This window comes from Polycladomyces zharkentensis (assembly GCF_016938855.1).
Taxonomy (GTDB): Bacteria; Bacillota; Bacilli; order Thermoactinomycetales; family JIR-001; genus Polycladomyces; species Polycladomyces zharkentensis.
This window is the reverse complement of the sequence record NZ_JAFHAP010000011.1, coordinates 229,251-255,709: the sequence shown is the minus strand read 5'-3', so window position 1 is coordinate 255,709 and position 26,459 is coordinate 229,251. Positions and strand designations below refer to the sequence as shown.

The window sequence follows — 26,459 nt, the reverse complement described above, 5'->3', positions numbered from 1 at the left end:
CGCGCCAAACGCTCTTGCTCCAAGCGTTCACGCTCCGCTGCTTCGCGCGCCAAACGCTCCTGCTCCAAGCGTTCCCGCTCCGCTGCTTCACGCGCCAAACGCTCCTGCTCCAAGCGTTCACGCTCCGCTGCTTCTTTCCATGACGACGGGACCAATGTCGGCACTACGATCCGGTTCGGCGTCATTTGCGGTTGTTCTTCCTCCGCTTGATCCCCGAACAATCGATCCAACAAGCCTTTTCCTTTTTTCTTCCGTTCGTAGTTTTCGATCTGCGAAAGGACGGAATCGACGGATTGGTTGCGCAAGCTCTTTTGGAGCAGGCGGATCATAGGCCTGGAAAAAGGTGCGTCTGCGGAGATTTTGTCCAGCGGCTCCTCGCGCATCTCTCCGGTGAGCAGAATGTAGAAGAAAGATCCCCAATCCAAGGAAGGTTCCAAGGCCGTGATCTGGCGCAAACCGCAATACAGTACGATCAGCTTTCCATCGGCCGTCAACCCGATATTGCGCGGGTCGAGTATGAAATACATGGGAAGCGGTTTGCTGCGTAGATACGCTTCCATATGTAACAAACTTTTTCCCCAGCGAACCAGCTCATCCTCGGATGCCGGTTGTTGTCGAATTGCATCGTACAAAGGTTGAAACGGTTCATAGGGACGAATAAACACCAGTGAACGTTCTTCCGTGTAGACTTCCCGATAGGGGAGAATCAGCGGATGATCCAGCGAACGATATTGTTGAATCGCACGAGAGGGAGCTTGTTTTTTCAATTGAGCATGTTGCAACAAAAACCGTTGATCTCCTGATCGAGCGATCGCCAATTCCCCGTCGAAAAAAGGAAAAACCACCTCGATCTCGTAGGTGTCACGGTATCGATCACCCACCGCAAAGAACGACAATGCTCTCGCCCCCAAATCCACTCAAAACTGACATGTGAAGCTGTCAAACATCGATCCAAGTCATCGAATACTCGTATCGATTGCTTCATCAACAGCATGATCATCGTGCACTGTTAACAGATTCAGAATATCACACAAACAGCGCCCCTTACAAGAAACGACGAAAGGTGACAAGAAGCGAAAATCCTCTGCGTAGAATAAACCGTCCCCTTCTGTATCATTGCGGAACCGAATCCCCCGGATCCGCGCTTGCCCTGATCCGATTGACACCCATAAAATAGAGAAAGGGGAAAGAAGAGGAGGAACAACATTGGCACTGAAACGGGAACGTTCGGAACAATTGTATGAGCAAGCGCTGGACGTCATTGTGGGCGGAGTCAACAGTCCTTCCCGCTCCTTCCGCGCGGTGGGCGGCGGCGCCCCCGTGTTCATGAAGCGGGCGAAAGGCGCTTATTTTTGGGATGAAGACGGCAACCGGTATATTGATTACCTGGGGGCATTCGGCCCCATTATTCTTGGTCATGCCCATCCCGCCGTCACGGAGGCCATCGTGCAAACAGCCGCCGATGGGACTTTATACGGGACACCGACGGAAAAAGAAATCCGATTCGCCCGCATGTTACGGGAAGCCATTCCTTCTTGCGAGCAAATCCGCTTTGTCAACAGCGGAACCGAAGCGGTGATGACCACCATTCGTCTCGCCAGGGCGTATACCGGAAGGGACAAAATATTAAAGTTCGCCGGATGCTATCACGGCCATTCCGACCTGGTCCTGGTCGCTGCCGGATCCGGGCCGTCCACGCTCGGCATCCCGGACAGTGCAGGGATTCCGCAAAGTATCGCACAAGAAGTGATCACCATGCCCTTCAACAACCTGGATGCCCTGAGGGAAGCGTTGGACCGCTGGGGTGACCAAATTGCAGCCGTACTCGTCGAGCCGCTGGTGGGGAATTTCGGCATCGTCCCTCCGCTGCCGGGCTTTCTGGAAAAGGTCAACGAGTGGGTGCATCAAGCCGGCGGTCTGGTGATCTACGATGAAGTGATCACTGCCTTCCGCTTCCATTACGGTGGCATTCAAACGATGTACGGAGTGGAACCCGACTTGACCGCCTTGGGCAAAATCATCGGAGGGGGATTGCCGATCGGTGCTTACGGCGGCAGACGGGAAATCATGGAGAAAGTGGCGCCGATGGGACCGATGTACCAAGCCGGTACGATGGCGGGTAACCCCTTGTCGATGGCAGCCGGAATCGCTTGCTTGGAAGTGTTGTCCCGCCCGGGCGTCTACGAACGGTTGGATGAGATGGGCAAACGATTGGCCGACGGGATTGGGGAATTGGCCCGAAAATACGGGATACCGGTGCAAATCAATCGGCAGGGTGGCGCGTTTGCGGTCTATTTCACGGAAGAACCCGTCATCGATTACGAAGGGGCGCAACGCGCTGACAGCGAAATGTTCGCCCGCTTCTTCCGCCTCATGCTGGAAGAAGGCATCTACCTGGCACCGTCCAAATTTGAGGCTTGGTTCCTGACTTTGGCCCATTCCGAAGAAGACATATCCGATACGCTTCAGGCAGTGGATCGCACCTTTAAACAAATGAAGAAATCCTGACCGGTTCAACTGATGATCCGCGATGCGCTATTGGTCAGTCCGGCCACGATTTGACAGGAAAACATAGGTCTTTTTGCAAAAAAGCGAACCGCAGTCTCCCACCACTGTTCCCGTACCCTTGCGGCCAGGGTGTATCTGATCATTCCACAAGGGGGCAATGTTTTCCCGGGCGAGTAAAGGCCCAAGCCCAGACTGAGCGAAGAATCGGGAAGCGCGACAATCGCAGGCAATTTCCTCAAAGCGAATCGTATTTTTGCCCGCGTCCTGTGCTGACCGGGTCGGAGCGGTCATCATCCGCTTCCCTGCAGGGCGCAGGTGGAGCGAGACGGGAAAGCAATGTGGGCAATATTGACCAGACACATCCCGGGGACGAGAGCCAATCGGGTGGGAGACGAATTTCGCTTTTCTCCGCGTTTGCAATAACCAGGCAAACGTTGGGCCGCATTTGCCGGAGCCGAATCAAGTTCGGATTCATCAAGGAGGAAAAGCCATTGCATTCCATTCAGTCCACTTACGAAAAGATCGGCGGGGACCGAACGGTGCGACGCATCGTCAAAGCTTTTTATCCACGCGTGCAACAACATCCACTGTTGAAACCGTTGTTTCCGGAAGATCTGGAGCCGGTCAAGGAAAAACAGTACCGCTTCCTCACCCAATTTCTCGGCGGGCCGCCATTATACACATCCGTGCACGGTCATCCGATGTTGCGCGCCCGACACTTGCGCTTTCCGATCACGCCGAAACGAGCGCAAGCATGGTTGCAATGCATGGCCGAAGCGTTGGATGAAGTCGGCGTGACCGGCGAAGCACGTGATGAGATGTGGAATCGGTTGGTGATCGCCGCCCACCACATGGTGAATACACCGGATGATGCCGGGGATTGAACCGTCCTTGCGGCGGCTCTATCCTGTATGGAATCAGCAGATTTTTCTGTTTATTTACAAACCCGATTGTATATTTATTCATTTTTGTTGAAAGCGCTTTCTCGTATCCAACCAAATTTTCGTTGGTATAACAGATACGTTAAAACCACGGAATTCCATTATCTTTCACTCCAAACACTCCTTTCGTCCCAAAAGGCACAACCTGAATTCCCAACGTATAAAAACACCCTTTTTTGAATAAAAATCATCAAAGCCTCTTGTTTCCCATCGGGATTCATGTTATTCTATACTTGCCGTTTCATAACAACCTTCCGGATACTCCTCCTGCAGTCATATCGCTCGTTTCCTCCATGCATGACCAACATACCTTTATGGCCCATCATGGGTTTTCAGATAAATCTGTCAATTGCGGAAAGGAGAGTCGATCGCGGAAGGGATCATTCTTCCAATGGAGGTGAACAGGTCAACGCTGACCGGATCCAATGAGAAAAGTCAACGCTGACATCGGTCGATTTCAAAATTTGCTGTCGGAAGAGCACGATAGTTGCGGAATTGTCGCCATCATCGAAAAAAACGGCAAACCGACGCGTGCCAACTTGTTGGACACCATTGATGCGCTGATCAAAATGGAACACCGTTCCGGTTTTATCAACGGTGAAGGGGACGGTTGCGGTATATTGACCGACATTCCTCGGGCATTATGGGCCCAAAAACTGACCCAAGCCGGTTATCCATCGGAATGGGCATATGAAGAGACGTTTGCCGTCGCCCACCTGTTCGTGCCCAAACGTGGCGACATGACACTCTCTTCCCTGCAGGATCGTATCCGCAAGATCCTGCAAGAAAATGGGTTACGCATCCTCGTGGAGGCGATCGATGCCGTCAACAGCCATGTACTGGGAAAAAACGGTCGTGCCGACGAGCCGCATTTCTGGCAGATCGCCTTGCGTGCGGAATCAGCAGAGCGGTTGCCGGCCCGTCTGTTTGACCTGGTCATCCAGTTGGAACGGGATTTCCCTCTTCAAGTCGCTTCGTTCAGCAATCGCACCGTTGTATACAAAGTAATGGGAGCGGCCAACCTGTTGCCCAAGTATTTCCACGACCTCGGCAAAGCGGAATTTCAAACGGTGGCCACGATCGGGCACAACCGTTATTCCACCAACACATTATCCAACTTTTTCCGTGTTCAGCCGTTCTCGTTGCTCGGACACAACGGTGAGATCAACACAGTGCGGAAACTGGGCGACGAAGCGCACATGATCGGCGTTCCGCTCGCTGAAGGAGGAAGCGATTCGCAAGATCTCAACCGGGTGATGGAAACACTGATTCATCGCTATGAATTTTCTTTGCTGGAAGCGATTGAAATGGTGTTTCCCCCGATTATCAATGAGATCCATCAATTGCCGGCTGAGTTGCAGGATCTCTATACCTACTACCGTCAAGCATGGGGACCGTTCGCCCAAGGCCCGGCGGGGATCGTTTCCCGTTACGGCGATGAATGCGCCTTCCGTGTCGACGCGCTCGGACTCCGTCCGCTGTGGATGTTGGAAAGCGAACGATGTTACTATTTCTCATCCGAGCAAGGCATCATTCCCGTCGATCGGATGGTGAGCGAACCCAAACCGCTCGCGCCGGGTGAAACCGTTGGTGTGCGGCTGGCACCGACCGTGTCATTCATCCCGAACCACGAACTGCAACAGATCGTGCTGGAACGCGCCAAACAGCGCACCGATTTCCAAGAATACCGTCAATATCTTTCCCGGTTGCCCCAAACCACTGCAACGCCGCAAGAAACGCAGCCTGCGACGGACCAAGCCTACGCCGCATTCGGATGGGATCGGGAGCAGATTCAACTGGTGGAGCAAATGGCGGATACCGGCAGCGACCCGATTCGCTCACTCGGGCATGACGGTCCTTTGGCCGCATTGTCCAAATCCCGGCAAAACATTCCCGACTACATCAAAGAAAGCGTCGCTGTCGTCACCAACCCGGCGATCGACCGCGAACGGGAGATGGAGCATTTCTCCACCCGGGTGGTGTTGGGACGCCGTCCGCTCCTGAACAAGAAGGAGACCACCACCTCCCTGCGCGTCGAATTGCCTTCCCCGGTTCTGGTGGAAGGAAACGACGGGGTGGAGCTGCAATCGTCACAAGGCACGCTGTCCTATGAATCGCTGATGCAATTATTTGAAGACAAAGGGTTGACGGAGCGTCTTTCGCTTTCCTATCCGCGCGGAAGCTCAGTCAAGGAGCGGTTGGAACAGCTCGCTGAACAGGCACTCAAAGCCGTACAGAGCGGCAAAAGCCTGTTGATTTTGGACGATGCGGGCTGCCATCAGGAAGATCGGTTGTTCTTGGATCCGCACTTGGCCGTCTCCAAAGTGGACCAGGCACTCAAAGCCGCTCCGTGGCCAAAAGATGGCCAAAACTGGCGCCGCGAATGCAGCATTGTGCTCCGTTCGGCCGCCCTGCGCTCGTTGCACGATATCGCCATCGCCGTCGGTTTGGGAGCGGATGCGGTCAACCCGTACCTGATGTTCGCCACCATCATCGGAAAAGAGAACAAGTCCGCTGCCAACCTGTTTGAGGCGATCAACAAAGGTTTGGAGAAAATCATCTCCACGATCGGAATTCACGAATTGCGCGGTTATGCACGGTTATTCTCGTCGATCGGTCTGCATCCGGAAATCGCCGATGTGCTCAATATCGTCAACTACTGCGGTTCGGAGCAGGCCGGCACGTCTTGGAGCGACCTGGAAAAAGATGCGGAGGCGCGTTACGAGGATTATGCCTCCAACAAGGCGAAACCGGCCAAAACATTCCATCTCTGGCCGCGGGTATGGAAGTCGATCGGTCAAGTGGCCTCCGGTGCCATCTCGTATCGCGAATTTGCGGAAAAATTGGAGGATCTGGAAAAGCAAAACCCGATCAGCTTGCGCCATGTGGCCGATCTGGACTTGGATCGGGCAACGCCGGTCTCCCCGGATGAAGTGGACATCAGCGTGGGGGATCACGACCTGCCGCTTGTCATTTCGTCCATGTCGTTCGGTTCTCAGCACGAAACCGCCTTCCGCGCATATGCGGAAGCGGCAGAACGGCTGAACATGGTCAGCCTCAACGGTGAAGGCGGAGAAATCAAAGACATGCTGGGCAAATATCCGCGTACGCGCGGACACCAGATCGCATCCGGCCGGTTCGGTGTCAACGTGGAGCTGGTCAACTCCGCCCTGCTTCTGGAGATCAAAATCGGTCAAGGCGCCAAGCCGGGTGAAGGCGGACACCTGCCTGGGGTCAAGGTTTCCGAAAAAGTGGCCGCGGCGCGGAATGCTTCGCCCGGAGTCGACCTGATCTCGCCGTCGAACAATCATGACATTTATTCGATCGAGGATTTGGCACAAATCATCACGGAGCTGAAAACGGCCAACAAATTCGCCAAAGTCATCGTCAAAGTGCCCATCGTTCCCAACATCGGCACAATCACCGTCGGGATCGCCAAAGCAGGGGCGGATATCATCACCTTGAGCGGATTTGACGGCGGTACCGGCGCCGCACGGGTACACGCCCTGCAGCATGTGGGACTGCCCGCGGAGATCGGTGTCAAAGCGGCCCACAATGCATTGGTGGAAGCCGGTATCCGTGATCAGGTGGAACTGTGGGCCGACGGTGGACTGAAGAGCGGTTTGGACGTTATCAAAATGATGCTGCTCGGAGCCAACCGGATCGGGTTCGGTACCTTGGCCATGCTGGCCATCGGATGTACCACCTGTCGCGGTTGTCACTTGGATACGTGCCACGTGGGGATCGCCACGCAGATTGAATCGATGGAGGAAGCGGAAGAAAAAGGTTTGCGTCGTTTCGTTCCCCGCGTATACGAAGATGCCGTCGATTCACTGGTACGCCTGTTTTCCGCATTCGGCGAAGAAATCCGCAGGTTGACGGCACAACTCGGATTTACGCGCACGCAAGACCTGGTCGGCCGCTCCGACTTGTTGAAACAAGTACGTGAATTGGAGCGTGTGGACCTGTCCGACCTGTTGCGTCCGATCGCGATCGATTGGAGACAGTCTGCGGCAAGCGAAATCGCCGTCACGTCGCAATCCGACGATCTCAAAGTGGCGGTTGGGGCAGAAGCCGAAGCTGTCTTGGCGGACAGGATCACGTTCGATCGTCCGGTATCCGAGTCGTATGCAGACGTCAACAGCACGGATCGCGTCATGGGAAGCCGGATCTCCGGCGCCCGCGTCCGCAACCGTTTGGACGGCAGCTACATGCGTTTGCCGGAAGTGTCGCTCACGTTCAAACACGGCTCGATTCCGGGCAACGGCTTGGCGGCATTCAACGCGGAAGGCGTCCGCATGGTGGTCCATGGCGGTGCACAGGATGGAGTGGGCAAAACGGCGTTCGGCGGACGGGTGAGCATTCTGAAATCGCCGGGTGCCAACGGCGTGATGATTAACGGATCGGTTGGAAAAAGCTTCTGCTACGGTGCACAAAAAGGGTTGTTCATCGTGCAGGGTAACGCCGACTCACGTGCGGGAATCCGCCTCTCCGGCGCCGATGTCATCATCGGCGGTGAGCCGAGCGGACCGATCCGCGACGATTTGGGCATGATCGGTGCACGTGCCAATATCAAAGGTTTTGCCTTTGAATATATGACCAACGGAAGGGCCGTCGTGATGGGCGATCCCGGACCGTGGATCTGTGCCGGCATGACAGGCGGACGGGTTTACCTGCGACTGATTCCGGAACTCGGATTGGATCAACAGGCCCTTCAACGCCGGATCGCCAAGGGTGCCAAAGTCTCCCTGCAACCGTTGGATGATCAGGGAGAACGAGACATCCGGGAGCTGTTGGGCTATTACCGGGAGGAGCTGGAACGTTCCGGTCAGCAAGCCGAAGCCGAGAAAGTGGCTCAACTCGCGGAAAACCCGCGTGTATCGTTCATGCAAGTCATTCCTCACAAAGTGCAAGCCGATCCGTCCATTTCGACGGAATAAGGCGATATATCACCTCTTATTCTGATTTGCCACTGCAGAAAGGGGAGAGCGTTCAGTCGCTCTCCCCTTTTCCGTCACGGACTCTGTTTTTTTGCTGATTTGCACCTATTTCAGGGAATATGTATACCAATTTTTATGGGAAAATGATGGTGACTTGCTCCGCTCGGCTAAAGCACCAGAGGCCTTCTCGCTTCATCTGGCGTGGCTACCCACATCCATACACGATGGCTTCGTCCAAGTCTCGGTGATTTTAGGTTTAACGAGTCTCTGCTCGCATCGTAGTTTTAAGTGTTTTCGCACTTCTCGACTTGTGATTGTACCAAAATTCTGTCGGGCTGCGAGAGAACCCTGGTTCAACGGTGCCGAGAGCTGAAATGGTTTTATGACCTGCACACTCCATCATTGGAACAGATCACCCTCGCGAGGTTTATCCATAACGGGAGCTTGGACCGCCACATTCGCAAGATGCGGAAGTTGTACATGAGCCGAAGACAATGTCTGAAATCTTGCCTCAAAGAAGCATTCGGAGACCAAGTATCCATAACCGGTGATTCTACGGGTCTTCACTTAATCGCAGAGTTTAAAAATGTAGCGTTTCATGAAAATACTCTCCTTCGTATCCATCAACACAAAGTCAAAATCTATCCGGTAGAACTCCATTCGATACAAAAAGGATTACACCGTAACAAAGTAATTTTGGGTTATGGCAATCTAGATGAAAAAAAGATTGATGAAGAGGTCCGCCGCTTGAAACAAGCCCTGAGATATCTTCCGAACAAAGTTTTTTGAAAATTTACAACGGAAGGGTCACCCATTTTGAGGAGGGTCCTCCCCAAAACAATCAACTACCTGACCTATGGTTACCACATTTTTTACTCCAAATGCATTTGATGCGCGATTTCGTGGTCCACATCCGATATTGCACACAAACAGATGTGACTGCTAACAAAAACCGATTCCTCCACCATATGGTTGGCAGGAATCGGCTTCTTGAGCTTTGAAGTTACTGAAAATGATTGGTGGTCGGACCCGGCGGGAAGATGACAAACAACAGCAGGTAAACCATCACTCCCGTGATCGCAGTGACAAACCAGATCACTGCGGCGCGGCGACCGAGACGCTTATGGCGGTCAAATCGTTTCCGATAAGCGAATGTCATGGTAGTGATCACCAGAACCGGCGAAAGGACGGTCAACAAGATATGGACCGCCAAAAACACGTTGTAGGCGGTTTTCAGACTTTCCGGGCCGCCAAAAGCGGTATTGCCGATCAACACCGTCCGTGACATATACAGGACGAAAAACAAAAATGCGAAAAAAACGGACAGCCACATCAACCGTTTGTGCACGTCCACTTTCTTTTTTTTGATGGCCACCCATCCCGCAGCCATGCAAATGGCGCTGGTGACCGTGCATGATGTGCTGACGGTTGCAAGTAACATCGAAATCGACACCTGCATTCCACCCCTTATCAACATTGCAACCCCGATCGAAAAAGGTTCCGCTTGGTCCATCATGTTACGACTGGGGACAAAATTCCATGAGCAATCCGTTTCCCGTCCCCACTGCGCAACCTTGACAGGGTTGATCCATATCGTCCGCATCGTATTTCCGTTTGCGCTCTCCAACTGCCCCTGCAAACGAACGGGGAACTCGGGAAAGAGGCTCCATATGCTTCGTGTAGAGGAAATCGCCCGTGATGGGGTTTCCTGCGTTTCCCCGAATCGATGCTCGGCCGGGGTCGTCGCTCACCTTGGACAACCTGGTCCCCTTACGGAATTGCCAGACACGCCCTAGGGCGAATCCGGCAGAATCCGTTTTGTTGAATGGCGGTTCTCTTTGCGCTTGCAATTGCACCGCTCGCAGGTCACTCATCGAAAAAAGCTCTTCTTCTCTTGGGACGCCAAACCAGCCATGCAAACGTCACTCCGATTGAGAGACGTCTTTCGCTTTAATGACAGGTTGTCGATCGCCTGCCTTGTCGAAACGAGGCTGGTTGAAACCGCCCTGATCACGCATGCCCGTCGCCTTCCGCTGTGCGCATGCGAACGGCGACCGCATCCGTTTGCTCATCGCTTTTGGCACGTTCTTTTTTCACCCATCGGAAAAAGGTAATCCCCAATGCCATTCCATACACGATTTCCTGAATGATCTTCATGATCACGCCACCAAACTGCTGATCATCGATCGGCGGCAGGAAACCGAAAACCTGTACATGCCCGTATGACGCGTACAACAGCTCACGGGCAAAGATGATGAGTGCACAGGCCGGTGTGAGCAGGATGCCATTGGCAAAAATGTACGCGATTTTCTTCAGCTCGCTCAGTTTGTCCAACTCAGGTACGGGACAGACCACAGGCCACCACATCATGAAAGCGGTCAAGATCAGCAGTGTATGGCTGATGACATGGTACCATGACTGACTCATGAGGGTGTCGAAAATGACAGGCACATGATACAACGAAAACAGCAGGTTAAACAGCAATATCGAACTCAACGGTTGGGTCAAAATCGCGAACAAGCCCTTGGGTATCCGTTTGACGATCGCTCTGGCCGCATCCGGCGGCATCCCCAGCAAAATGGCCGGCGGCATCATCAAAAACATGATGGATTGCTGGAGCATGTGCACACTGAACGATATGTGTCCCCAATCGGCCAACGGGCTGCCGTGCGCGACATAGATCAATACCAAGCCTGTGTAAAACCACACTTTCTGATGAATGGGTACCGGACTCGTTGTACCCAGGCGTTTTTGTCGCGGTCCCGTGTACCATGCATAACCGATTCCCAACAACAGTACGATCAAAATCGCTTCCCAATGAAACCAGCTCGCGACCGGCGATCCGGCATGCGCGGCATGGTGCATATGAGAGTGCATCATCCATCATCTCCCGGTTCAGGGATTCCCATCCGTGACTTGCTCCATATGGTTGAAGCACCCAGAGAGACTCCCTTTGTTCGGCGTGGGGCTTCGCACTTGATCGGGGTTTGGTGTGGCAACCCCACATCCATCCTTGAAAGCTTCGTCCGTCCGGTTCTGTTTTGATTCATCATCAGTATCGCATGGCAGTTTTGAGCGTTTTCTCGCTGCATGGCTTGATTGTACCAAAACGCTGTCGGACTTGCGAGTGGCTGAAGCCGCCCGATGCTCGCTTTCATCTTCTTATAAACCAGGCCCCTCGCGAAAGACTGCGCTTTCTTACACGAGGGGCCGGATTTTCAAAGATGGGTTTGATTGATTACAACAGCATGAAGATCCCGAATGCAGATATGACGGCGACAAAGATCCCTGCAAAAATGAAGATGATCGGGAACAAACTTCCTTTCTGATCCAGGTGCATGAAGGTGAATAATTGGAGGAACACCTGAATCGCCGCCATCACCAACAATACCGGAACCACCAGATGGGTCGGGATGATTTTCAAACCGACCGCCGCGAACGCAATCGCGGTCAAAACAATCATCACTGCGAAAGACAAGAGATGCTTGCCCACACTCTCTTGTTTTTTTGCCGGCTGTTGGGAGGTTGTCGTTTGCGTCGACGTTTGCATCGGTCATCCCACCTTTCTTAGGAAATCATCCCCAACAGATACACGACGGTGAAGATGAACACCCAAACCACGTCGATAAAGTGCCAGTACAAGCTGGCGACGTAGAATTTCGGCGCCGTTTCCTTGGTAATGCCTTTTTTCCGTCCCTGGTAAATCAGGGTTGTGATCCAGATGACGCCAAACAGCACGTGACTTCCGTGCGTACCCACCAACGTGTAGAACGAAGAACCAAAAGCGTTGCGGGTGAAGGTGTGCCCTTCATGCACGTATTCGATGAACTCGTAAATCTCCAATCCCAAGAAAGCCAAGCCCAGCAGAACCGTCACACCGAACCAGAAGAGCATCGACTTGAGATTTTCGCGGTGCATGCCCAAAATGCCGAGCACACTTGTCAGGCTGCTGGTTAACAGGATGAGTGTCGCAATGGCGACCATCGGAAGGCTGAACAGCTCTTCCGAGGTCGGACCGTTGTTCATCGTGGAGTGACGAAGAGCCAGGTACGTACCGAACAAGCAAGCGAACAAGACGGTTTCGGCCCCGAGGAAAAACCAGAAACCCAAGATCTTGTTTTTTCCTTCCAACGTGGAGGTTTCCGTGTGATGAGGCATTTCCGGAGCCATGCTCAGTTGGTTGTGATCGCTCATGCTTTCGCCCCCTTCTCCGTAGCCTCAATTTCCTCAGGTTCGATGTGGTAGCCCGGATCATGCTCAAACGAACGCATGAACATGGTGATAAAGACCATGATCAAGCCGAGCACGGCTGCCGGGATCGCCCGCATGACGAAACCGAAACCGGCGATGAAGAAGCCGATCGACATCAATATCGGCAGATAGGACGGAGACGGCATGTGAATCGAACCGAGCGGCTCGGCCGGCTCCACACCTTTCTTGCCGTTCATTTTCTCATACCACAGGGCATCCAATTCACGCACCAAGGGCAACTGCGCAAAGTTGTACTCCGGTGGTGGAGACGGAATCGCCCATTCCAGCGTCCGGCCATCCCACGGATCGGCATCGGCCGCTTCACCGCGACGAGCGGTAACGGCGATATTCACCAGGAAGAAGATAATGGAGACACCCATCAAAAGCGCGCCTGCCGTGCTCAGCTGGTTCCCCCATTCCAAACCGTAACCCGGTTGATAGGTGAACACCCGGCGCGGCATCCCCCACAGTCCCAACCAATGTTGTACCAAGAACGTCATGTGGAATCCGATCAGGAACAGCCAGAAATGCCAGCGTCCCAACGTTTCGTTCAGCTTCTTGCCGAACATTTTCGGCCACCAGTAATACGCGCCTGCAAACAGTCCGAAGACGGTGCCCCCGATCAGCACGTAATGGAAGTGGGCCACGACGAAGTAAGAGTCTTGGTACTGGAAGTCAGCAGGCGGGGACGCCAACATGACCCCCGTCATCCCCCCGATGACGAATGTCGGGATGAAGCCGACCGCAAACAGCATCGGCGTGGTGAACCGGATACGCCCGCCCCACATCGTGAACAGCCAGTTGAACACCTTGATCCCCGTCGGAACCGCAATCGCCATCGTCGCGATCCCGAATATGGCGTTGGACATCGGCCCCAGACCCACGGTGAACATGTGGTGGACCCACACCATGAAGCCCAGGAACCCGATCAGTACGGTTGCGAACACCATCGACGAGTATCCAAACAGACGCTTTTTGGAGAACGTCGCGATCACTTCAGACATGATTCCGAATGCCGGCAAAATGACGATGTACACTTCCGGGTGACCGAAGATCCAGAACAAGTGCTGCCAGATCAACGGATCACCGCCGCCGGTCGCATCGAAGAAATGCGATCCGAAGAGACGGTCGAACATCAGCAGCAGCAACCCCACCGTCAAAGGCGGGAACGCGAACAAAATGAGAGCCGAAGTGACGAACGTAGTCCAGGTAAACAGCGGCATGCGCAGGAACGTCATCCCGGGCGCCCGCATGTTTACGATCGTCACCAAAAAGTTGATGGCCCCCATCATACTGCCGATCCCGGAGATCTGCAACCCCAGCACGTAATAGTCGATACCGGGTCCCGGGCTGTACTGATTCAACGCCAACTGGACGTATGACGTCCAACCGGCATCCGGCGCTCCTCCGAACAGCCAGCTGATGTTGAGCAGCAATCCCCCAACGAAGAATAGCCAGAAGCCCAATGCGTTCATGAACGGGAACGCCACGTCACGAGCGCCGATCTGCAACGGGACAATCACGTTCATTAAGCCGAAAATCATCGGCATGGCCGCCAAGAAGATCATTGTCGTTCCGTGCATGGTAAGCAGTTGGTTAAATGTGTCGCCCACCATGAACCCGTTGTTCGGAACGATCAACTGCATCCGAATCAGCAAGGCTTCAATGCCGCCGATCAGGAAGAAGACAAAACCGGATAGAAAATACATGATCCCAATCTTTTTATGATCGACAGTGGTCAGCCAGTCCCACAGCCAATGGTTGCGTACCCGCTCAAGAAAGCGGTCGTTGTAACCGCCGGTGAAGATGGCCAGGATGAACATGGCGAAGACCAGCACGCTTAAAAACGCTCCCATGGTGTCCCTCCTTCAAACGTCCGTCCATTGGGTTCCATTCCCCTTCCGGCAAAGGGGCTTCCGACATTCGTTTGTTATTTCAAACTCATTAAGTACTGAGTGAGCGCCTTCATCTCTTGGTCGTCCAAATATCCGATCTTGGGCATCCGCGCCCCGGGTTTGAAGGCTTGCGGATTTTTCAGCCATGCTTGCAAATGCTTCTCGTCATGCGGGAGGAAACCGGCAATCGTCGTACGCTGACCAAAACCGGTCAGATCCGGTCCTTTTTTGCCCTCGTAACGGAAACCCGCACCACGCACGGCGTGACAGCCGATGCAGTTTTGTGCCACCAGTTGTTTCCCTTGCTCCAGTGTTTTGTTCGTTGCCATGGATTGCGGATTTTGTTGCGCTTTGACCCACTTATCAAAATCTTGTTGCGTTTGTGCGATCACGGTAAAATCCATCAATGCGTGACTTGCACCGCAGAGCTCTGCGCATTTCCCGACATAACGTCCCGGCTTGTCGGCCTGAAGCCACATATTGTTTTTCTTGCCGGGAATGGCGTCCATTTTACCGCCCAGGTTGGGCACCCAGAACGAATGGATGACATCGGTGGAAGTGATTTCGAAGTGCACCTTTTTCCCCACCGGGATGTGCAGCTCCTGAGAGGTACGGATACCGTATTGCGGATAGACGAACTCCCACCAGTACTGGTGCCCGATCACTTTCACCTCGACGGATTGTCCCTGCGGCGGTTTTTTTGCCAAGGAGAAGGTGGCCGATATGGTCGGCACCGCCAGTACCGCCAGCAAGGCGATCGGGATAACCGTCCAGAGAATTTCTAATTTAGTGCTGCCTTCAACCTGTTTGGGAATGTCGTTTTGCCCCGGGCGCTGCCGGTAGCGAACCAGCACGTAGACATAAATGATCGTCACGACGGTGAAAACACCGATCATGATCCCCAAACTGAGCTTGATTAACGATAATTGCATTTCCCCAGCCGGTCCCGAAGGATCCAGGGAGTTCAATCTCGGGTCACCGCAACCGGTCATTAGAAGCGCCAGTGCCGCAAACACGAACAGATAACGCCACAAATGTTGCCGTCGTCTCAACACCTTCAAACCTCGCTTTCTCTCATCGCGTAAACTTGGCTGTGCAGTGGATGCGTTCCCGCCGCCTTTATCCGGCGACGGGAGGAACTTTATCCACTATCATCACCAAGAGGATGGTCGTCAAATAAACCAAGGAGTACAAGAACATCTGCCGCGCCCATCGATCATCGTCTTTCGTGAAGAAACCGGCAATCGACAAAACCAAGTAGATGACCCCGAGAACGATGGCAGTGAAAAAGTAGATCTTTCCGACGACCCCCGTATGGTACAGGAAGAGGGACGACGGGATCATCGCTGCCACGTACACCATGATCGCCCGTTTGGTCTCCATAAAACCACGGACGACGGGCAGCATCGGGACACCCGCGGCTCGGTAATCTTCCACTTTTCGCATGGCCAACGCCAGGAAATGCGGCGGTTGCCACATGAACAGGATGAGGAACAATATCCAAGCGGGAAGATCCACATTGCCCGTGACTGCCGTCCAACCGATCATCGGCGGTACGGCACCGGAAATGCCACCGATCACCGTGTTCAGCGTCGTCGTCCGTTTCAGCCAAACAGTATAAACCATGACATATACAAAAAAGCCGATCATCCCCAGAACCGCCGCCAACGGATTGGCTCCCAGCGCCAACACCGAGATGCCGGCCACGGTCAAAAGGATGCCCATCCGCAAAGCGGTAGCGGGAGCGATTTTTCCGGAAGCTACCGGGCGGTTACGGGTTCGTGCCATCGAAGGGTCGATATCCCGGTCGATGAAGTTGTTCAGTGTGCATCCCCCGGCGATGACCAAAGCCGTTCCCAATAGCGTGAAGAACAGCAAAGTAAGGTCAAGCGAACGAGGTCCGGCCAACCAAAACCCGGTAAACGTCGCCAACAGATTGGAGACATTGATACCGGGCTTCGTGATGTTGAGATAATCTCGCCATGTCGCTCTGCTCGGAGTCGTCATAAACGGTTCGGTCGACATGATGGGATCGACGGACGTTTCTCGTGTCAACGGTCGTTCCACAGCGCAGACCTCCTTTCATTTGGCCGGACTTCGCCAGCGATGATAGCATCATTGCGGTGCCGGCTCGGACCCGCTACCGGGTTCCTTTAATTCATCAAGACCGGCCTTTTGCCAGTGCTGTATCAAAAACCCACGGTTGCTTACCTCTGTAAATGAAAAGTTACCTATAGTATCCGTTTCAGTGAATCTCCCTTATACATCCGGCGTCGGACGAATGCGTCCGGGCAAAAAAAAGGAGGATGGCGAACCGCTTCCGCCCCCACCCGGGTCGCCATTCGACGCGAAGCCACAGCGGGAAAACGCTTTACATGATATTTTCCGTTGATCCATCATGACAAAACAACAGGAATAAGTTGGCAACGAGAAGGCAAAGTCTCGGATGTCATTCCCATTTTAGTTGATCAAAAAGAAAGGCGTCAAGGCCAGCCCAAAAAGGTTCATAATATGGAAACATAGATAAATCCATCATAAAAGCGCTTTGATCGAAACCAAACAAAATCGGCGCTGACAACTCCACCGAGACACTCCGGTCCTCCTTTTGGAGTGAAAGTGGAAAATGCAGCGCCGATGAATCAGCTGTCCTGGATCGTTTGCGCCGTCTTCCGCCATTTGATCACTTCCACACAAGTACCTTTGCCCTCCACTGATTGAATCGAAAATTCGTCCATCAAACTTCTCACCTGTTGCAAGCCGGAATTTTCGGTGACGGTCGGGGTATCCATCTTGCGCAACACTTCTTCCACATCCGTGATGCCGGGCCCCAAGTCCTGCACCAAAATGCGCAATCCTTCTTTCCCGTCACGTTCCACGGTCTCGACGAGTATCAGTCCCTTTTCCGCATAGTGAACCACGTTCCGGGCCAACTCGGAAACCGACTGAACGATCCGCGCCTGATCCAGCTCGTCAAACCCCGCCTGCCCCGCAATCTCCCGAATTTCACTGCGGATGGAGACGATATCCCATTCATATCGAACCCGGAATCTCTTTCTCACTACTTTCCCCTCCGTCTCACGATGGGCACTCGTTTCTTCAATGACTGACCGTTTCCCCGTGGCGCTCCAAATGCTGTACGGCAAACAATCTTGCATATTTCCCGCCGAGGGCCATCAACTCCTCGTGCGTGCCCGATTCCTTCACCCGTCCTTCCTCAATGTAGTAGATCCGATCGGCGTGGGTGATGGTGGAGAGACGATGCGCCACAATGATGGTGGTACGATCTTTTGCCAACCGATCCAGTGATTCCTGAATCAGGCGTTCGGATTGCAAATCCAATGCGGATGTCGCTTCATCCAAAATCAGTATGGTGGGGTCTTTCAAAAATACTCGTGCCAAGGCAATGCGTTGTTTTTGTCCACCAGACAGTTTGACCCCCCGTTCCCCGATTTCCGTATCATATCCGTCTTTCAGTTCCATGATGAAAGCATGTGCGTTGGCCGCTTTCGCGGCGGCCACCACCTCTTCGAACGAAGCCGTCGGTCGTCCCATGCGGATATTTTCCAACACACTTCCACTGAACAGAATGTTATCCTGCAACACCATTCCGATGTGACTGCGCAAACTGGCCAGTGTCCAATCGCGTACATCCCTGCCGTCCACCTTTACGCTCCCCGTTTGAACATCATAAAAACGGGGAATCAACGATACGACAGTCGATTTACCCCCTCCGCTGGGACCGACCAAGGCGACGGTCTGCCCCGGTTCAATGGTCAAATCAACAGCGGTCAACACCGGATCACCGTGTTCATGATAACGAAATGTCACGTTTTCAAAACGGATGCTTCCTTCCGCTTGTGAAAGGGGGACAGCGCCAGGACGGTCCGTAATCTCATAGGGTTCGTCCATCAGCTCGAACACACGATCCATTGATGCCAAAGCCTGGGTCAAAGTGGTGGATGCGTTGACCAGTCGGCGGATCGGGGAGTAGATCAATCCCACGTATCCGTAAAATGCGGTCATTTCCCCGATGCTCATATGACCATGGATCACGTAGTAGCTGGAAAATCCGATGACCAAAATGGGGGCCAAATCGGTGATGGTGTTGATGACTGCAAATGTTTGGGCATTCCAACGGGTATGGGCCAAGGCTCTGTCGAGAAAATACCCGTTACGCCGCAAAAACTGTCCCTGTTCATGCGCTTCCAAGTGAAAGGCACGGATGACGGAAATACCCTGAATGCGCTCGTGCAAATGTCCTTGCAGCTCGGCGAGCGCCTGGGAACGCTCTTTGGTTCGTTGGCGCAGGCGTTGGTAAAAATATTTGACCGCCACGCCGTACAAGGGAAACACGGATAAAGCGATCACTGTCATCAACGGATCCATCCACGCCATCGCTGCCGCGGCAAACGAAATGGTGAACAAATCCAACCAAACATTCATCATCCCGGTCACGACAAACTCTTTTGTCTGTTCGACATCGTGGATTACCCGGGAAATAATCTGTCCCACTTTCTGATTATGATAAAACCGCAATGACAGCTTTTGCAGGTGATCAAACAAACGGTTGCGTATGTCATACAATACCTTGCTCGCCGTCCATTGGGCGAAATATTGCCGGTAATATTCAATCGGATAACGAATGAAAGTAAAAACGAAAAAAGTCCCCGCCAACAGCCAGAGTAACCGTCTGACTTTCTCTTCTGCGGGCAGCTGGACCAACAAAATGTCGTCCACGGCATATTTCAGGACCAATGGCAGCAACAAGGGGATTCCGAATTTGCATATGCCGACCACCATCGTCCACACAATGTGCTTCCGATAGGGCCGTACAAAACGGAGATACCTCCGAATACTGCCCATGCAATCCTCTCCTGAACGATAGGATAGCCAATATGTCCGCACGCTGACATCTAGGATCGTCAGGTGTCGCAAGTTGTCAAATGAATTATACCAAAAAGATGCAGGACTGGCGAGAGGCGAAAGTGCTGTCCCCTTGTCCTTCCTCACTGTTCAACGGTCTTTTTCCACCGCATCAGCCAACCGTTTGCGTACCATGGCGATGGACGGTCCTTCTCGTGTGGGATGAACCCGATTGGTCAATACAATGAGCATCCAACCCTCCTCACGATCCAAGACAATGGACGTTCCCGTAAAACCGGTATGGCCCGCCCGTTTCCCCTCAGCATGTTCTCCCCTGTCCCGCGGCTGATGGAGTTCCCATCCGAGACCGCGCTCCACATGGGAAAGAGCAGGTGTTTGCAACCGAAACATTTCCCGGACGGATGATGGACGAAGCACCCGCACTCCGTCCCATGATCCTTCGTTTAAAAACATCTGACCGAACCGGGCGAGATCACCTGCCGTGGAAAACAATCCTGCATGCCCGGCCACTCCTCCCAACGCCCAGGCGTTTTCATCGTGTACCTCCCCCCAGACGAGACCGCGCAAAGGAACGGTTTGCTCCTCGGTCGGCGCAATCTTCGCTTTCCATGCGTCCGGCGGCCGAAATGCGGTGGAAGACATGGAGAGTGGTTGCAGGATCTGCTCTTGCATATATTGGTCCAGAGACTTTCCCGAAACACGATGAACCAATTCGCCCAACACCATATAGCCGATATCACTGTATATGTATCGGGTTCCGGGAGTTGCCACGGGTTTTGCCCCCATCGCCAACCTAATCCGCTTTTCCGGCGGTCCGGGAGTCTGGTATAGCGGCAAATTGGCCGGCAATCCGCTTGTATGGGAGAGCAGATGACGGACTGTGATGGATTCTTTTCCTTCACCGGCAAAATCGGAAAGATAACGCCCCAGAGGTGCATCCAACGAGAGCCGTCCATGTTCAATCAGACGCATCACTGCTGTTGCCGTGAACAATTTGGTCAACGAAGCCACATCATACAGGGTATTCGTCGTGGCTGGAACCGCTTGTGGCAAGGGGGTTTTTCGGGCATCCCGATACCGCGCGGACCAACCGTATGCCCGTAATTTGACGATCCTGCCGTCTCGGGCCACCAGTACGACACCTCCGGGAATCACGCCTTTTTTCACAGCTTGTTGCATGATCCCGTCGATTTCTGTCCATTCGATCCGCTTCATCCCCGTTTCCTCCGGTTGTCCGATTATGGACGAGAACAGAATGGGTATCTTCCCATAGACCGACACACCGATCATCATGGCTGCATCCCAACAGCATCAACCAACGCCAATCACGCTTTTGCCATCTCACGTGTATCGGGATCATCCCCTCCCGACAATATATGCCTCCCCTTCCCTCACGATTCGATGACGGGGGAAGTTTGAGAAAGAAAAACGGCTCTGTCTGGGGGCTATCCCCATTCAGAGCCGTTTGATCCCATGTACCTCAATGGCGGGCTTTCTCCAACGCCGGCAAGAGTTTCGGGTTGAGAATCTTGATATAGGTTCCTTTCATCCCCAACGAACGCGACTCTACCACACCGGCACTTTCCAACTTGCGAAGCGCGTTGACGATTACCGAACGGGTAATGCCGACGCGATCGGCAATCTTACTGGCCACCAGCAATCCTTCGTTGCCGTCCAGTTCTTTGAAAATGTGCTCGGCTGCTTCCAATTCGCTGAAAGACAACGAATTGATCGCCAATTGCACCACCGCACGACTGCGGGCCTCTTCTTCGATCTGGCCGGCACGCTCGCGCAGAATTTCCATTCCGACAACGGTCGCTCCGTACTCGGCCAAAATCAGGTCGTCATCGACGAACTCTTGGTTCAGGCGGGACAGGACCAGCGTCCCCAAATGATCACCACCGCCGACGATCGGTACCAATGTCGTATATCCGGTGCGGAACATGTCTTTCATCTCCGTCGGATAAGCCGTGTACGGACTTTCCACACTGATGTTGGCTGTCGTTTTTTCCACTTCCATCAACAAACGGGCATACTCGGCCGGAAACTGCCGTTCCCGCAGGTATTGCTGCATCCGTTCGTTTTCAATTTCATGGTCGATGGCCACTCCCAACAGTTTGCCGTCCGGGTTGACCACGTAGATGTTGGCTTGAATCACGTCACACAATGCTTGAGCCACATCATCGAAATCGACCAGGTGATGACCGACATTTTTTTGCAGGATGCGCGAAATGCGCCGGGTTTTGTTCAACAGATCCATTGAACAGTTCCTCCTTTGATTTTCTTTTTCCTTTTTATTTTCTTAAAGTCTTCAAGAGTCCCTTATTTTTCCAGGGATATCGGGAACAATCCCCTCTCGAACCCTCTTTTGTTTTTTGGTATACTTCCGAAACGGAGAGGTCGCACCTACACTATTATGAGCCATTTGACGAATTTCGGTATATCAATTTGTGAACTCTTTTTGACTTTTTCTATTATTGCAAATTGATTCCCCTTCCTATGTTTCCCTTTCGTTACAAGAAAGCTTCCAATGAGGGTCGATACAAGATCAACTCCACTTTTCCGTCGATCAAATGGTACGGTACCAGACCGACACTCTCGTAGCGACTGTCTCTGCTGGCAAATCGCTGTCGATTGTCTCCCATGACAAACACGGTTCCCTGTTTGACCGTCACTGGTCCGAAATCTCCGTCTTCCACCGGACATTTCGCATAAGGTTCATTGATCCGTTCCCCGTTTCGATAGACCGCGCCATTTTTGATCTCGATCCGGTCACCGGGTGTGCCAATCACCCGTTTCACCAGATACCGTCCTTCTTGCGACGGGTCTTCGAAGGTGATCACATCCCCCACTTTCGGCTTCTCAAACAAAAAGGAAAATTTGTTGACAAGCAATCGGTCACCGTTTTCCAGCGTCGGCTGCATCGATGTTCCGTTGACGACGGATAGCGCGACGCCGAATTGATTGACGGCCAGTGCCACCAAAACGGCCATCACCATCATGCGGATCCAACGGAGCCAACGGGTACTGCGCCACTTCATTTGGTTTCACTTCACTCCATCAATCGTATTTTTTTGAAAAGAAGATATTGATGATACCACTTTCTCACAAATGAAGGACTGAACGGCGCTTCCCGACGCCTGACCCGTTCTTCCAAACGTTTGACCGCCCGCTCTACCTCGCGGACAACCTCCTTCGGATAATCCATTTTCCGCCGATTGGCTTCAAACTCATCCTGATCCACCCACCGATAGCGAAGATTGATATCGGCGATCATGTCCAAATCGTAATCGATGTAGGTGATCACACCGTTTTCGATCCGACAGGGAGATGCAATATTGGTATAGTATCGGCAGGGCTTCTCCTGTTCATCAAACAGTAGTATCGTATGAAACCACTCATTTCTATGAAACTGGCAAATCGCCAAACCCGGAGAAACCCACTTCTGCCCGTCAGACTCGACGACTTCGACATCATGGTTTGCGAGAATGAGCGGTTCACCGGGGAATAGTACCACAGACTGTTTCCACACACGATGCAGGCTACCGTCATGTTTCCAACTTTCGATGCGTACGATGTCACCCTTGTTCATCCGGCGATCCCTCTCTATCCATTTCTCTTTATTGCCAAATTGGACGAATAGTAAAACAAGAAAACACAAAATCTTTGAAAACCGTCCAGATATTCCATTTTTAAATCATTTATTCCCCTTGACATGATCCTTCATTCCCGTTCATAATATATGGAACAACAACGGATCGCATTTTCTCAAACGCGATGACGGGGGCCAGTAAGGCCGCGCTACCGTCTCAGAGAGCGGAATCCACAGGCTGAAAGGTTCTGCCGGGATGCCGACCTGAACCCACCCCCGTAGCGGACGGTGACAAACCGGAACCGGAGCACACTCCGTTATCAAGGTTGCGCGGTTTCAGACCGCGGCAGAGGTGGGCGCCACCGGGGCGCCAATCAAGGTGGTACCGCGAAAGAAATCCTCTTTCGTCCTTGGACGGAAGGGGTTTTTTATTTTTCGGCTGAAAAAAGGAGGGTATCATGATGGAACGCCAAATTCGATACTGTTTTATCGGAGCGGGATCGATGGCAGAGGCCATGATTGCCGGGCTGCTGAAAAAGGGCATGGCCGAAGCCGGGCAGATCATGGTCATCAATCGGCAAAACCGCGCGCGATTAGCATACCTGAACCGGGAGTATGGTGTCCAGATCCCCGAAAACAAAGGGGACGCCGTTGTCCAATCGGATATCGTCATACTTGCCGCCAAACCGAAAGACATTCCCGACGCCCTCACACAATGGGGCCCCATGATCCGCCCCGATCAATTGGTGATCTCCGTGGCAGCCGGCATTTCCACCGCATTCATCGAGCGCCATCTGAAGGAAGGCACCGCAGTGATCCGCTCCATGCCCAACACCTCCTGTACGATCGGACTGTCGGCAACAGCCATCTGCCGAGGAAGATGGGCCACGCATGAACACATGGAATCGGCACATCGTCTGTTTCAGGCGATCGGCATCGTCGTGGAGGTGCCGGAAGAAGCCATGGACACGGTTACGGGCCTGTCCGGAAGCGGTCCCGCTTATATTTACTATATGGTGGAGGCGATGCAGCAAGCGGGTGTCGAAGCCGGTCTCAAGGCCGATATTGCACGGCAGCTCACGCTGCAGACATTGTTGGGAGCCGCTCACATGCTGATCGAAACCGAAGAGGAACCGGCGGAACTGCGACGCAAAGTCACCTCTCCAGGTGGCACAACCCTTGCCGGGTTGGAAACACTCCGCCAGTATCAATTCGAGAAGGCGGTTCAATCGGCCATTTTCCGCGCCAAAGAGCGGTCGAAAGAACTGGGCGACGCGTTCACAACCATTGTCAAATCATAAAAAAAACCCTCTGCCCGCAGGCAGAGGGAGGGTCTGATGATCAAGTCCCGTGCGATAAAGGTCGTCTCCTGATGATTCGGCACGATCGGAGACGGCTTTTCATGTCAAGGTATCCGTCAATGGGCCGTCTTGTTTTCCCAAACTCACATCCGGGAGACCGTCGGCTTTTGGAATGCCAGATACTTCTTGGCCAACGCCACCGCCTTACGTACATCAAGGTAGCCGGCTTGATCGCCGGACATTTCCTGAGAGGTGGACATCAGGATACTCTTGACATCGTTGGGACTGAGATACGGATTGGCCTCCAGCAACTGTGCCACAACGCCGGCGCAAATCGGCGTGGCCATCGAAGTCCCGGACAGGCGGATGTAATGCTCTCCCACGCGGTTTTCCGGCAATTGTTTCTCCAACTGTGAACCCGGTGCGGACAGAGAGACGATATCTGTGCCAGGCGCATACACATCCGGTTTGACCAGCATATCGATGGTAGGACCGCGGCTGGAGTAGGAGGCTTTTTCATCATCCCCGCGGGTGACGGTGTTATGGTCGTCCGCAGCCCCCACTGTGATGATCACCGGGTCCAGGCCGGGCGTGCTGATCGTCATCGGGTACGGTCCCTCGTTGCCGGCAGCCGCGCACACGACAATACCGTTGTGCCAAGCTTTTTCCACTGCTTGAGCCACCGGGTCGTCCCGGTACGATTCAAACGCCGGCGCGCCCAGGGAAAGCGAAATCACACGAATGTTGTACTTTTGCTTGTTTTTCACGCACCACTCAATCCCGCGGATCACCGTGGACATTTGACCGCTGCCGTTTTCATCCAATACCTTGATGCCGACCAGGTTGGCATCCGGTGCGGGACTCGCATACAGCCCTTCCGACTGGTAACCGTTGCCGGCCGCATCTCCCGCACAGTGGGTACCGTGCCCTTGGTCGTCATACGGCTCGCTTTTTCCGTTTACCAAGTCGACAAACTTCAGGATGCGGTTTTTGGGACGGGTCAAATCCGCATGCGGATAGATGCCGGTGTCCACGATGGCGATGGTGACGCCTTTACCCGTGTATTCCAGTTTTGCCTGTACATCGCGGGAACCGATCGACCGGGTGGCTACGTCCAAAAACGCCCGCACTTCCCGGTCATGGAAGATACGGTCCACCGCTTCATGCTCCACCAGCTGCCGGATCGTCTCGGGATGAAGGTTGCCGTACAACCCGCGCACCAGCTCCAATTCTCCGTGTACGGCGTTGCACTCCCCTTCTTGGCACAGCTGAAACACATGCTCTTTTTTCTCGTCTTCCAGATCCTTCTTCAACCGGATAATCACCGGAACTGTCGCTTTGTCGTCGTCATGTTCCCGGAGGCGTCTCAATTCATGAATCAATACCGGATCCAGCGAATGTGCCGCTTGTTCAAACCAGGCTTTTTGCCCTTTCCCCATATTTCCACCTCCCATATTAAGAATTGGCTATTTTTGGTCTCGTGTCCTGCTCCAAATCAAAAAAATTTGCGGAAAACAAAAAAGTCCGTCCGAATTTCCGGACAGACCCATCGGGTTAAAAACGTAAGGATAAAGTTCAATTAAGCCCGATTAAGCTTGTTTTCGCCATTCGATGCATTCCTCGAACAAATCCTTTTCCAGCATACTGGAACACGTGTTGCTGTAACCCAGATGCTGATAGAACGGAAGCAATTTTTCCGTACCGGGATCCACTGTGATCCACAACCGTTTGACCCCTTTTTTGCGTAACCGCTCTTCCAAGGCACGGATGAGACTGCGACCGATTCCCCGGCGTTGATAAGAAGGATGAACGGCCAAACAGTAGAAAAAGCCACTGGTTCCATCCTGCACGCCAACGATCGCCCCCACCACCCGGTTATCCACTTCCGCCACCAGCACCAAATCGCGGTCACGAGCCAACTGTTGTGAGAGAACCTGAAGCGTTTCCGCCTCCGGCTTTGCGGATGCGTTTAGTTTCCAAATTTCTGACACATCGTGTACATCGGATAATTGAAAAGAGCGCAGACGCATATTTGTTGTTTCCTCCCTCGATGGCGGCTTCCTTTTAAAAAGTGTAACGCGCCCGCAACTTGAATGCAAACCCCGTTAACACTCAAATATCTTTCAAAAACTAGCATTTGCTTGGTT

23 protein-coding genes are annotated in these 26,459 nt (G+C 53.2%); 5 read left to right on the top strand and 18 right to left on the bottom strand.

All coding sequences use genetic code 11. The features are described from left to right. Positions 1-896: protein kinase family protein (locus tag JQC72_RS13340; RefSeq protein ID WP_205496471.1), on the bottom strand; the 896-nt coding region annotated here is incomplete at its 3' end. A 316-nt stretch (positions 897-1,212) separates the two neighbouring features. On the opposite strand from JQC72_RS13340, the gene JQC72_RS13335 reads away from it, so the two are divergent. The 4 genes from JQC72_RS13335 (at position 1,213) to JQC72_RS13320 (ending at position 9,178) form a co-directional block, all read left to right on the top strand. Then, entirely contained in the window at positions 1,213-2,508 is a 1,296-nt protein-coding gene (locus JQC72_RS13335; protein ID WP_302104858.1) for a glutamate-1-semialdehyde 2,1-aminomutase, read from the top strand. A gap of 491 nt (positions 2,509-2,999) precedes the next feature. Beyond that, on the top strand, positions 3,000-3,392 hold the full coding sequence (locus JQC72_RS13330; RefSeq protein WP_205496467.1) for a globin domain-containing protein: 393 nt from the start codon (positions 3,000-3,002) through the stop codon (positions 3,390-3,392). Positions 3,393-3,874: 482 nt separating this feature from the next. Continuing rightward, the gene (locus JQC72_RS13325) at positions 3,875-8,389 is read left to right on the top strand and encodes a glutamate synthase-related protein (RefSeq protein WP_205496465.1); all 4,515 of its coding nucleotides are present in this window, start codon (positions 3,875-3,877) and stop codon (positions 8,387-8,389) included. A 480-nt stretch (positions 8,390-8,869) separates the two neighbouring features. Next, the gene (locus JQC72_RS13320) at positions 8,870-9,178 is read left to right on the top strand and encodes a hypothetical protein (protein WP_205496463.1); all 309 of its coding nucleotides are present in this window, start codon (positions 8,870-8,872) and stop codon (positions 9,176-9,178) included. Positions 9,179-9,392: 214 nt separating this feature from the next. Here the strand turns inward: JQC72_RS13320 and JQC72_RS13315 are convergent, their stop codons facing one another. The 15 genes from JQC72_RS13315 to JQC72_RS13250 all read right to left on the bottom strand — a co-directional run bounded on the left by JQC72_RS13315 (position 9,393) and on the right by JQC72_RS13250 (position 23,011). Next, positions 9,393-9,842, bottom strand: coding sequence for a DUF420 domain-containing protein (locus JQC72_RS13315; RefSeq protein ID WP_419179871.1), 450 nt, complete (start codon positions 9,840-9,842; stop codon positions 9,393-9,395). A 64-nt stretch (positions 9,843-9,906) separates the two neighbouring features. Further along, on the bottom strand, positions 9,907-10,263 hold the full coding sequence (locus tag JQC72_RS13310) for a hypothetical protein (protein ID WP_205496459.1): 357 nt from the start codon (positions 10,261-10,263) through the stop codon (positions 9,907-9,909). Positions 10,264-10,399: 136 nt separating this feature from the next. Further along, entirely contained in the window at positions 10,400-11,269 is an 870-nt protein-coding gene (locus tag JQC72_RS13305) for a cytochrome c oxidase assembly protein (RefSeq protein WP_205496457.1), read from the bottom strand. Between the two features lie 358 nt (positions 11,270-11,627). After that, complete coding sequence (locus JQC72_RS13300) at positions 11,628-11,939, bottom strand: cytochrome C oxidase subunit IV family protein (protein WP_205496455.1); 312 nt, start codon at positions 11,937-11,939, stop codon at positions 11,628-11,630. A 17-nt stretch (positions 11,940-11,956) separates the two neighbouring features. Beyond that, positions 11,957-12,583: a cytochrome (ubi)quinol oxidase subunit III gene (locus tag JQC72_RS13295; protein WP_205496453.1), complete on the bottom strand. Its 627-nt coding sequence runs from the start codon at positions 12,581-12,583 to the stop codon at positions 11,957-11,959. Then, the gene (gene ctaD / locus JQC72_RS13290; RefSeq protein WP_419179873.1) at positions 12,580-14,349 is read right to left on the bottom strand and encodes a cytochrome c oxidase subunit I; all 1,770 of its coding nucleotides are present in this window, start codon (positions 14,347-14,349) and stop codon (positions 12,580-12,582) included. The genes JQC72_RS13295 and ctaD overlap by 4 nt, the downstream gene beginning before the upstream one ends. A gap of 221 nt (positions 14,350-14,570) precedes the next feature. Continuing rightward, positions 14,571-15,587, bottom strand: coding sequence for a cytochrome c oxidase subunit II (coxB, locus tag JQC72_RS13285; protein WP_302104857.1), 1,017 nt, complete (start codon positions 15,585-15,587; stop codon positions 14,571-14,573). 67 nt (positions 15,588-15,654) lie between these two features. Beyond that, positions 15,655-16,602, bottom strand: a complete 948-nt coding sequence (gene cyoE, locus JQC72_RS13280) for a heme o synthase (protein WP_335342464.1) — start codon at positions 16,600-16,602, stop codon at positions 15,655-15,657. A 382-nt stretch (positions 16,603-16,984) separates the two neighbouring features. Next, the gene (locus tag JQC72_RS16615; RefSeq protein WP_302104840.1) at positions 16,985-17,119 is read right to left on the bottom strand and encodes a hypothetical protein; all 135 of its coding nucleotides are present in this window, start codon (positions 17,117-17,119) and stop codon (positions 16,985-16,987) included. A gap of 55 nt (positions 17,120-17,174) precedes the next feature. Further along, on the bottom strand, positions 17,175-17,594 hold the full coding sequence (locus JQC72_RS13275; RefSeq protein ID WP_205496449.1) for an anti-sigma regulatory factor: 420 nt from the start codon (positions 17,592-17,594) through the stop codon (positions 17,175-17,177). 37 nt (positions 17,595-17,631) lie between these two features. Next, positions 17,632-19,398, bottom strand: coding sequence for an ABC transporter ATP-binding protein (locus JQC72_RS13270; protein ID WP_205496447.1), 1,767 nt, complete (start codon positions 19,396-19,398; stop codon positions 17,632-17,634). 150 nt (positions 19,399-19,548) lie between these two features. Further along, positions 19,549-20,709 carry a serine hydrolase domain-containing protein gene (locus tag JQC72_RS13265; protein WP_205496445.1) on the bottom strand — a complete coding sequence of 387 codons (1,161 nt, stop codon included), beginning with the start codon at positions 20,707-20,709 and terminating at the stop codon, positions 19,549-19,551. A gap of 190 nt (positions 20,710-20,899) precedes the next feature. Then, positions 20,900-21,679, bottom strand: coding sequence for a GTP-sensing pleiotropic transcriptional regulator CodY (gene codY, locus JQC72_RS13260; protein ID WP_205496443.1), 780 nt, complete (start codon positions 21,677-21,679; stop codon positions 20,900-20,902). Positions 21,680-21,932: 253 nt separating this feature from the next. Then, on the bottom strand, positions 21,933-22,460 hold the full coding sequence (gene lepB, locus JQC72_RS13255; RefSeq protein ID WP_205496441.1) for a signal peptidase I: 528 nt from the start codon (positions 22,458-22,460) through the stop codon (positions 21,933-21,935). 11 nt (positions 22,461-22,471) lie between these two features. Further along, positions 22,472-23,011, bottom strand: coding sequence for a DUF402 domain-containing protein (locus tag JQC72_RS13250; RefSeq protein WP_205496439.1), 540 nt, complete (start codon positions 23,009-23,011; stop codon positions 22,472-22,474). A 461-nt stretch (positions 23,012-23,472) separates the two neighbouring features. Between JQC72_RS13250 and proC the strand changes: the two genes are divergently transcribed. Then, positions 23,473-24,312 (top strand): pyrroline-5-carboxylate reductase, encoded by an 840-nt coding sequence (proC, locus tag JQC72_RS13245; RefSeq protein WP_205496437.1) that lies wholly within the window; start codon positions 23,473-23,475, stop codon positions 24,310-24,312. 143 nt (positions 24,313-24,455) lie between these two features. Here proC and JQC72_RS13240 read toward each other — a convergent pair whose 3' ends face one another. Both JQC72_RS13240 and JQC72_RS13235 read right to left on the bottom strand, forming a co-directional pair. Next, positions 24,456-25,751, bottom strand: a complete 1,296-nt coding sequence (locus JQC72_RS13240; RefSeq protein ID WP_205496436.1) for a S8 family peptidase — start codon at positions 25,749-25,751, stop codon at positions 24,456-24,458. A 150-nt stretch (positions 25,752-25,901) separates the two neighbouring features. Continuing rightward, positions 25,902-26,342, bottom strand: a complete 441-nt coding sequence (locus tag JQC72_RS13235; RefSeq protein ID WP_205496434.1) for a GNAT family N-acetyltransferase — start codon at positions 26,340-26,342, stop codon at positions 25,902-25,904. Positions 26,343-26,459 lie beyond the last annotated feature (117 nt).

Coding starts and splice junctions, on each gene's coding strand:
- JQC72_RS13325 (WP_205496465.1), top strand. CDS start 3,875: ATGAGAAAAGTCAACGCTGACATCGGTCGATTTCAAAATTTGCTGTCG.
- JQC72_RS13320 (WP_205496463.1), top strand. CDS start 8,870: ATGAGCCGAAGACAATGTCTGAAATCTTGCCTCAAAGAAGCATTCGGA.
- JQC72_RS13310 (WP_205496459.1), bottom strand. CDS start 10,263: ATGAGTGACCTGCGAGCGGTGCAATTGCAAGCGCAAAGAGAACCGCCA.
- JQC72_RS13305 (WP_205496457.1), bottom strand. CDS start 11,269: ATGATGCACTCTCATATGCACCATGCCGCGCATGCCGGATCGCCGGTC.
- JQC72_RS13300 (WP_205496455.1), bottom strand. CDS start 11,939: ATGCAAACGTCGACGCAAACGACAACCTCCCAACAGCCGGCAAAAAAA.
- JQC72_RS13295 (WP_205496453.1), bottom strand. CDS start 12,583: ATGAGCGATCACAACCAACTGAGCATGGCTCCGGAAATGCCTCATCAC.
- ctaD (WP_419179873.1), bottom strand. CDS start 14,349: ATGTATTTTCTATCCGGTTTTGTCTTCTTCCTGATCGGCGGCATTGAA.
- JQC72_RS13270 (WP_205496447.1), bottom strand. CDS start 19,398: ATGGGCAGTATTCGGAGGTATCTCCGTTTTGTACGGCCCTATCGGAAG.
- JQC72_RS13265 (WP_205496445.1), bottom strand. CDS start 20,709: ATGATCGGTGTGTCGGTCTATGGGAAGATACCCATTCTGTTCTCGTCC.
- codY (WP_205496443.1), bottom strand. CDS start 21,679: ATGGATCTGTTGAACAAAACCCGGCGCATTTCGCGCATCCTGCAAAAA.
- lepB (WP_205496441.1), bottom strand. CDS start 22,460: ATGAAGTGGCGCAGTACCCGTTGGCTCCGTTGGATCCGCATGATGGTG.
- JQC72_RS13250 (WP_205496439.1), bottom strand. CDS start 23,011: ATGAACAAGGGTGACATCGTACGCATCGAAAGTTGGAAACATGACGGT.
- proC (WP_205496437.1), top strand. CDS start 23,473: ATGGAACGCCAAATTCGATACTGTTTTATCGGAGCGGGATCGATGGCA.
- JQC72_RS13240 (WP_205496436.1), bottom strand. CDS start 25,751: ATGGGGAAAGGGCAAAAAGCCTGGTTTGAACAAGCGGCACATTCGCTG.
- JQC72_RS13235 (WP_205496434.1), bottom strand. CDS start 26,342: ATGCGTCTGCGCTCTTTTCAATTATCCGATGTACACGATGTGTCAGAA.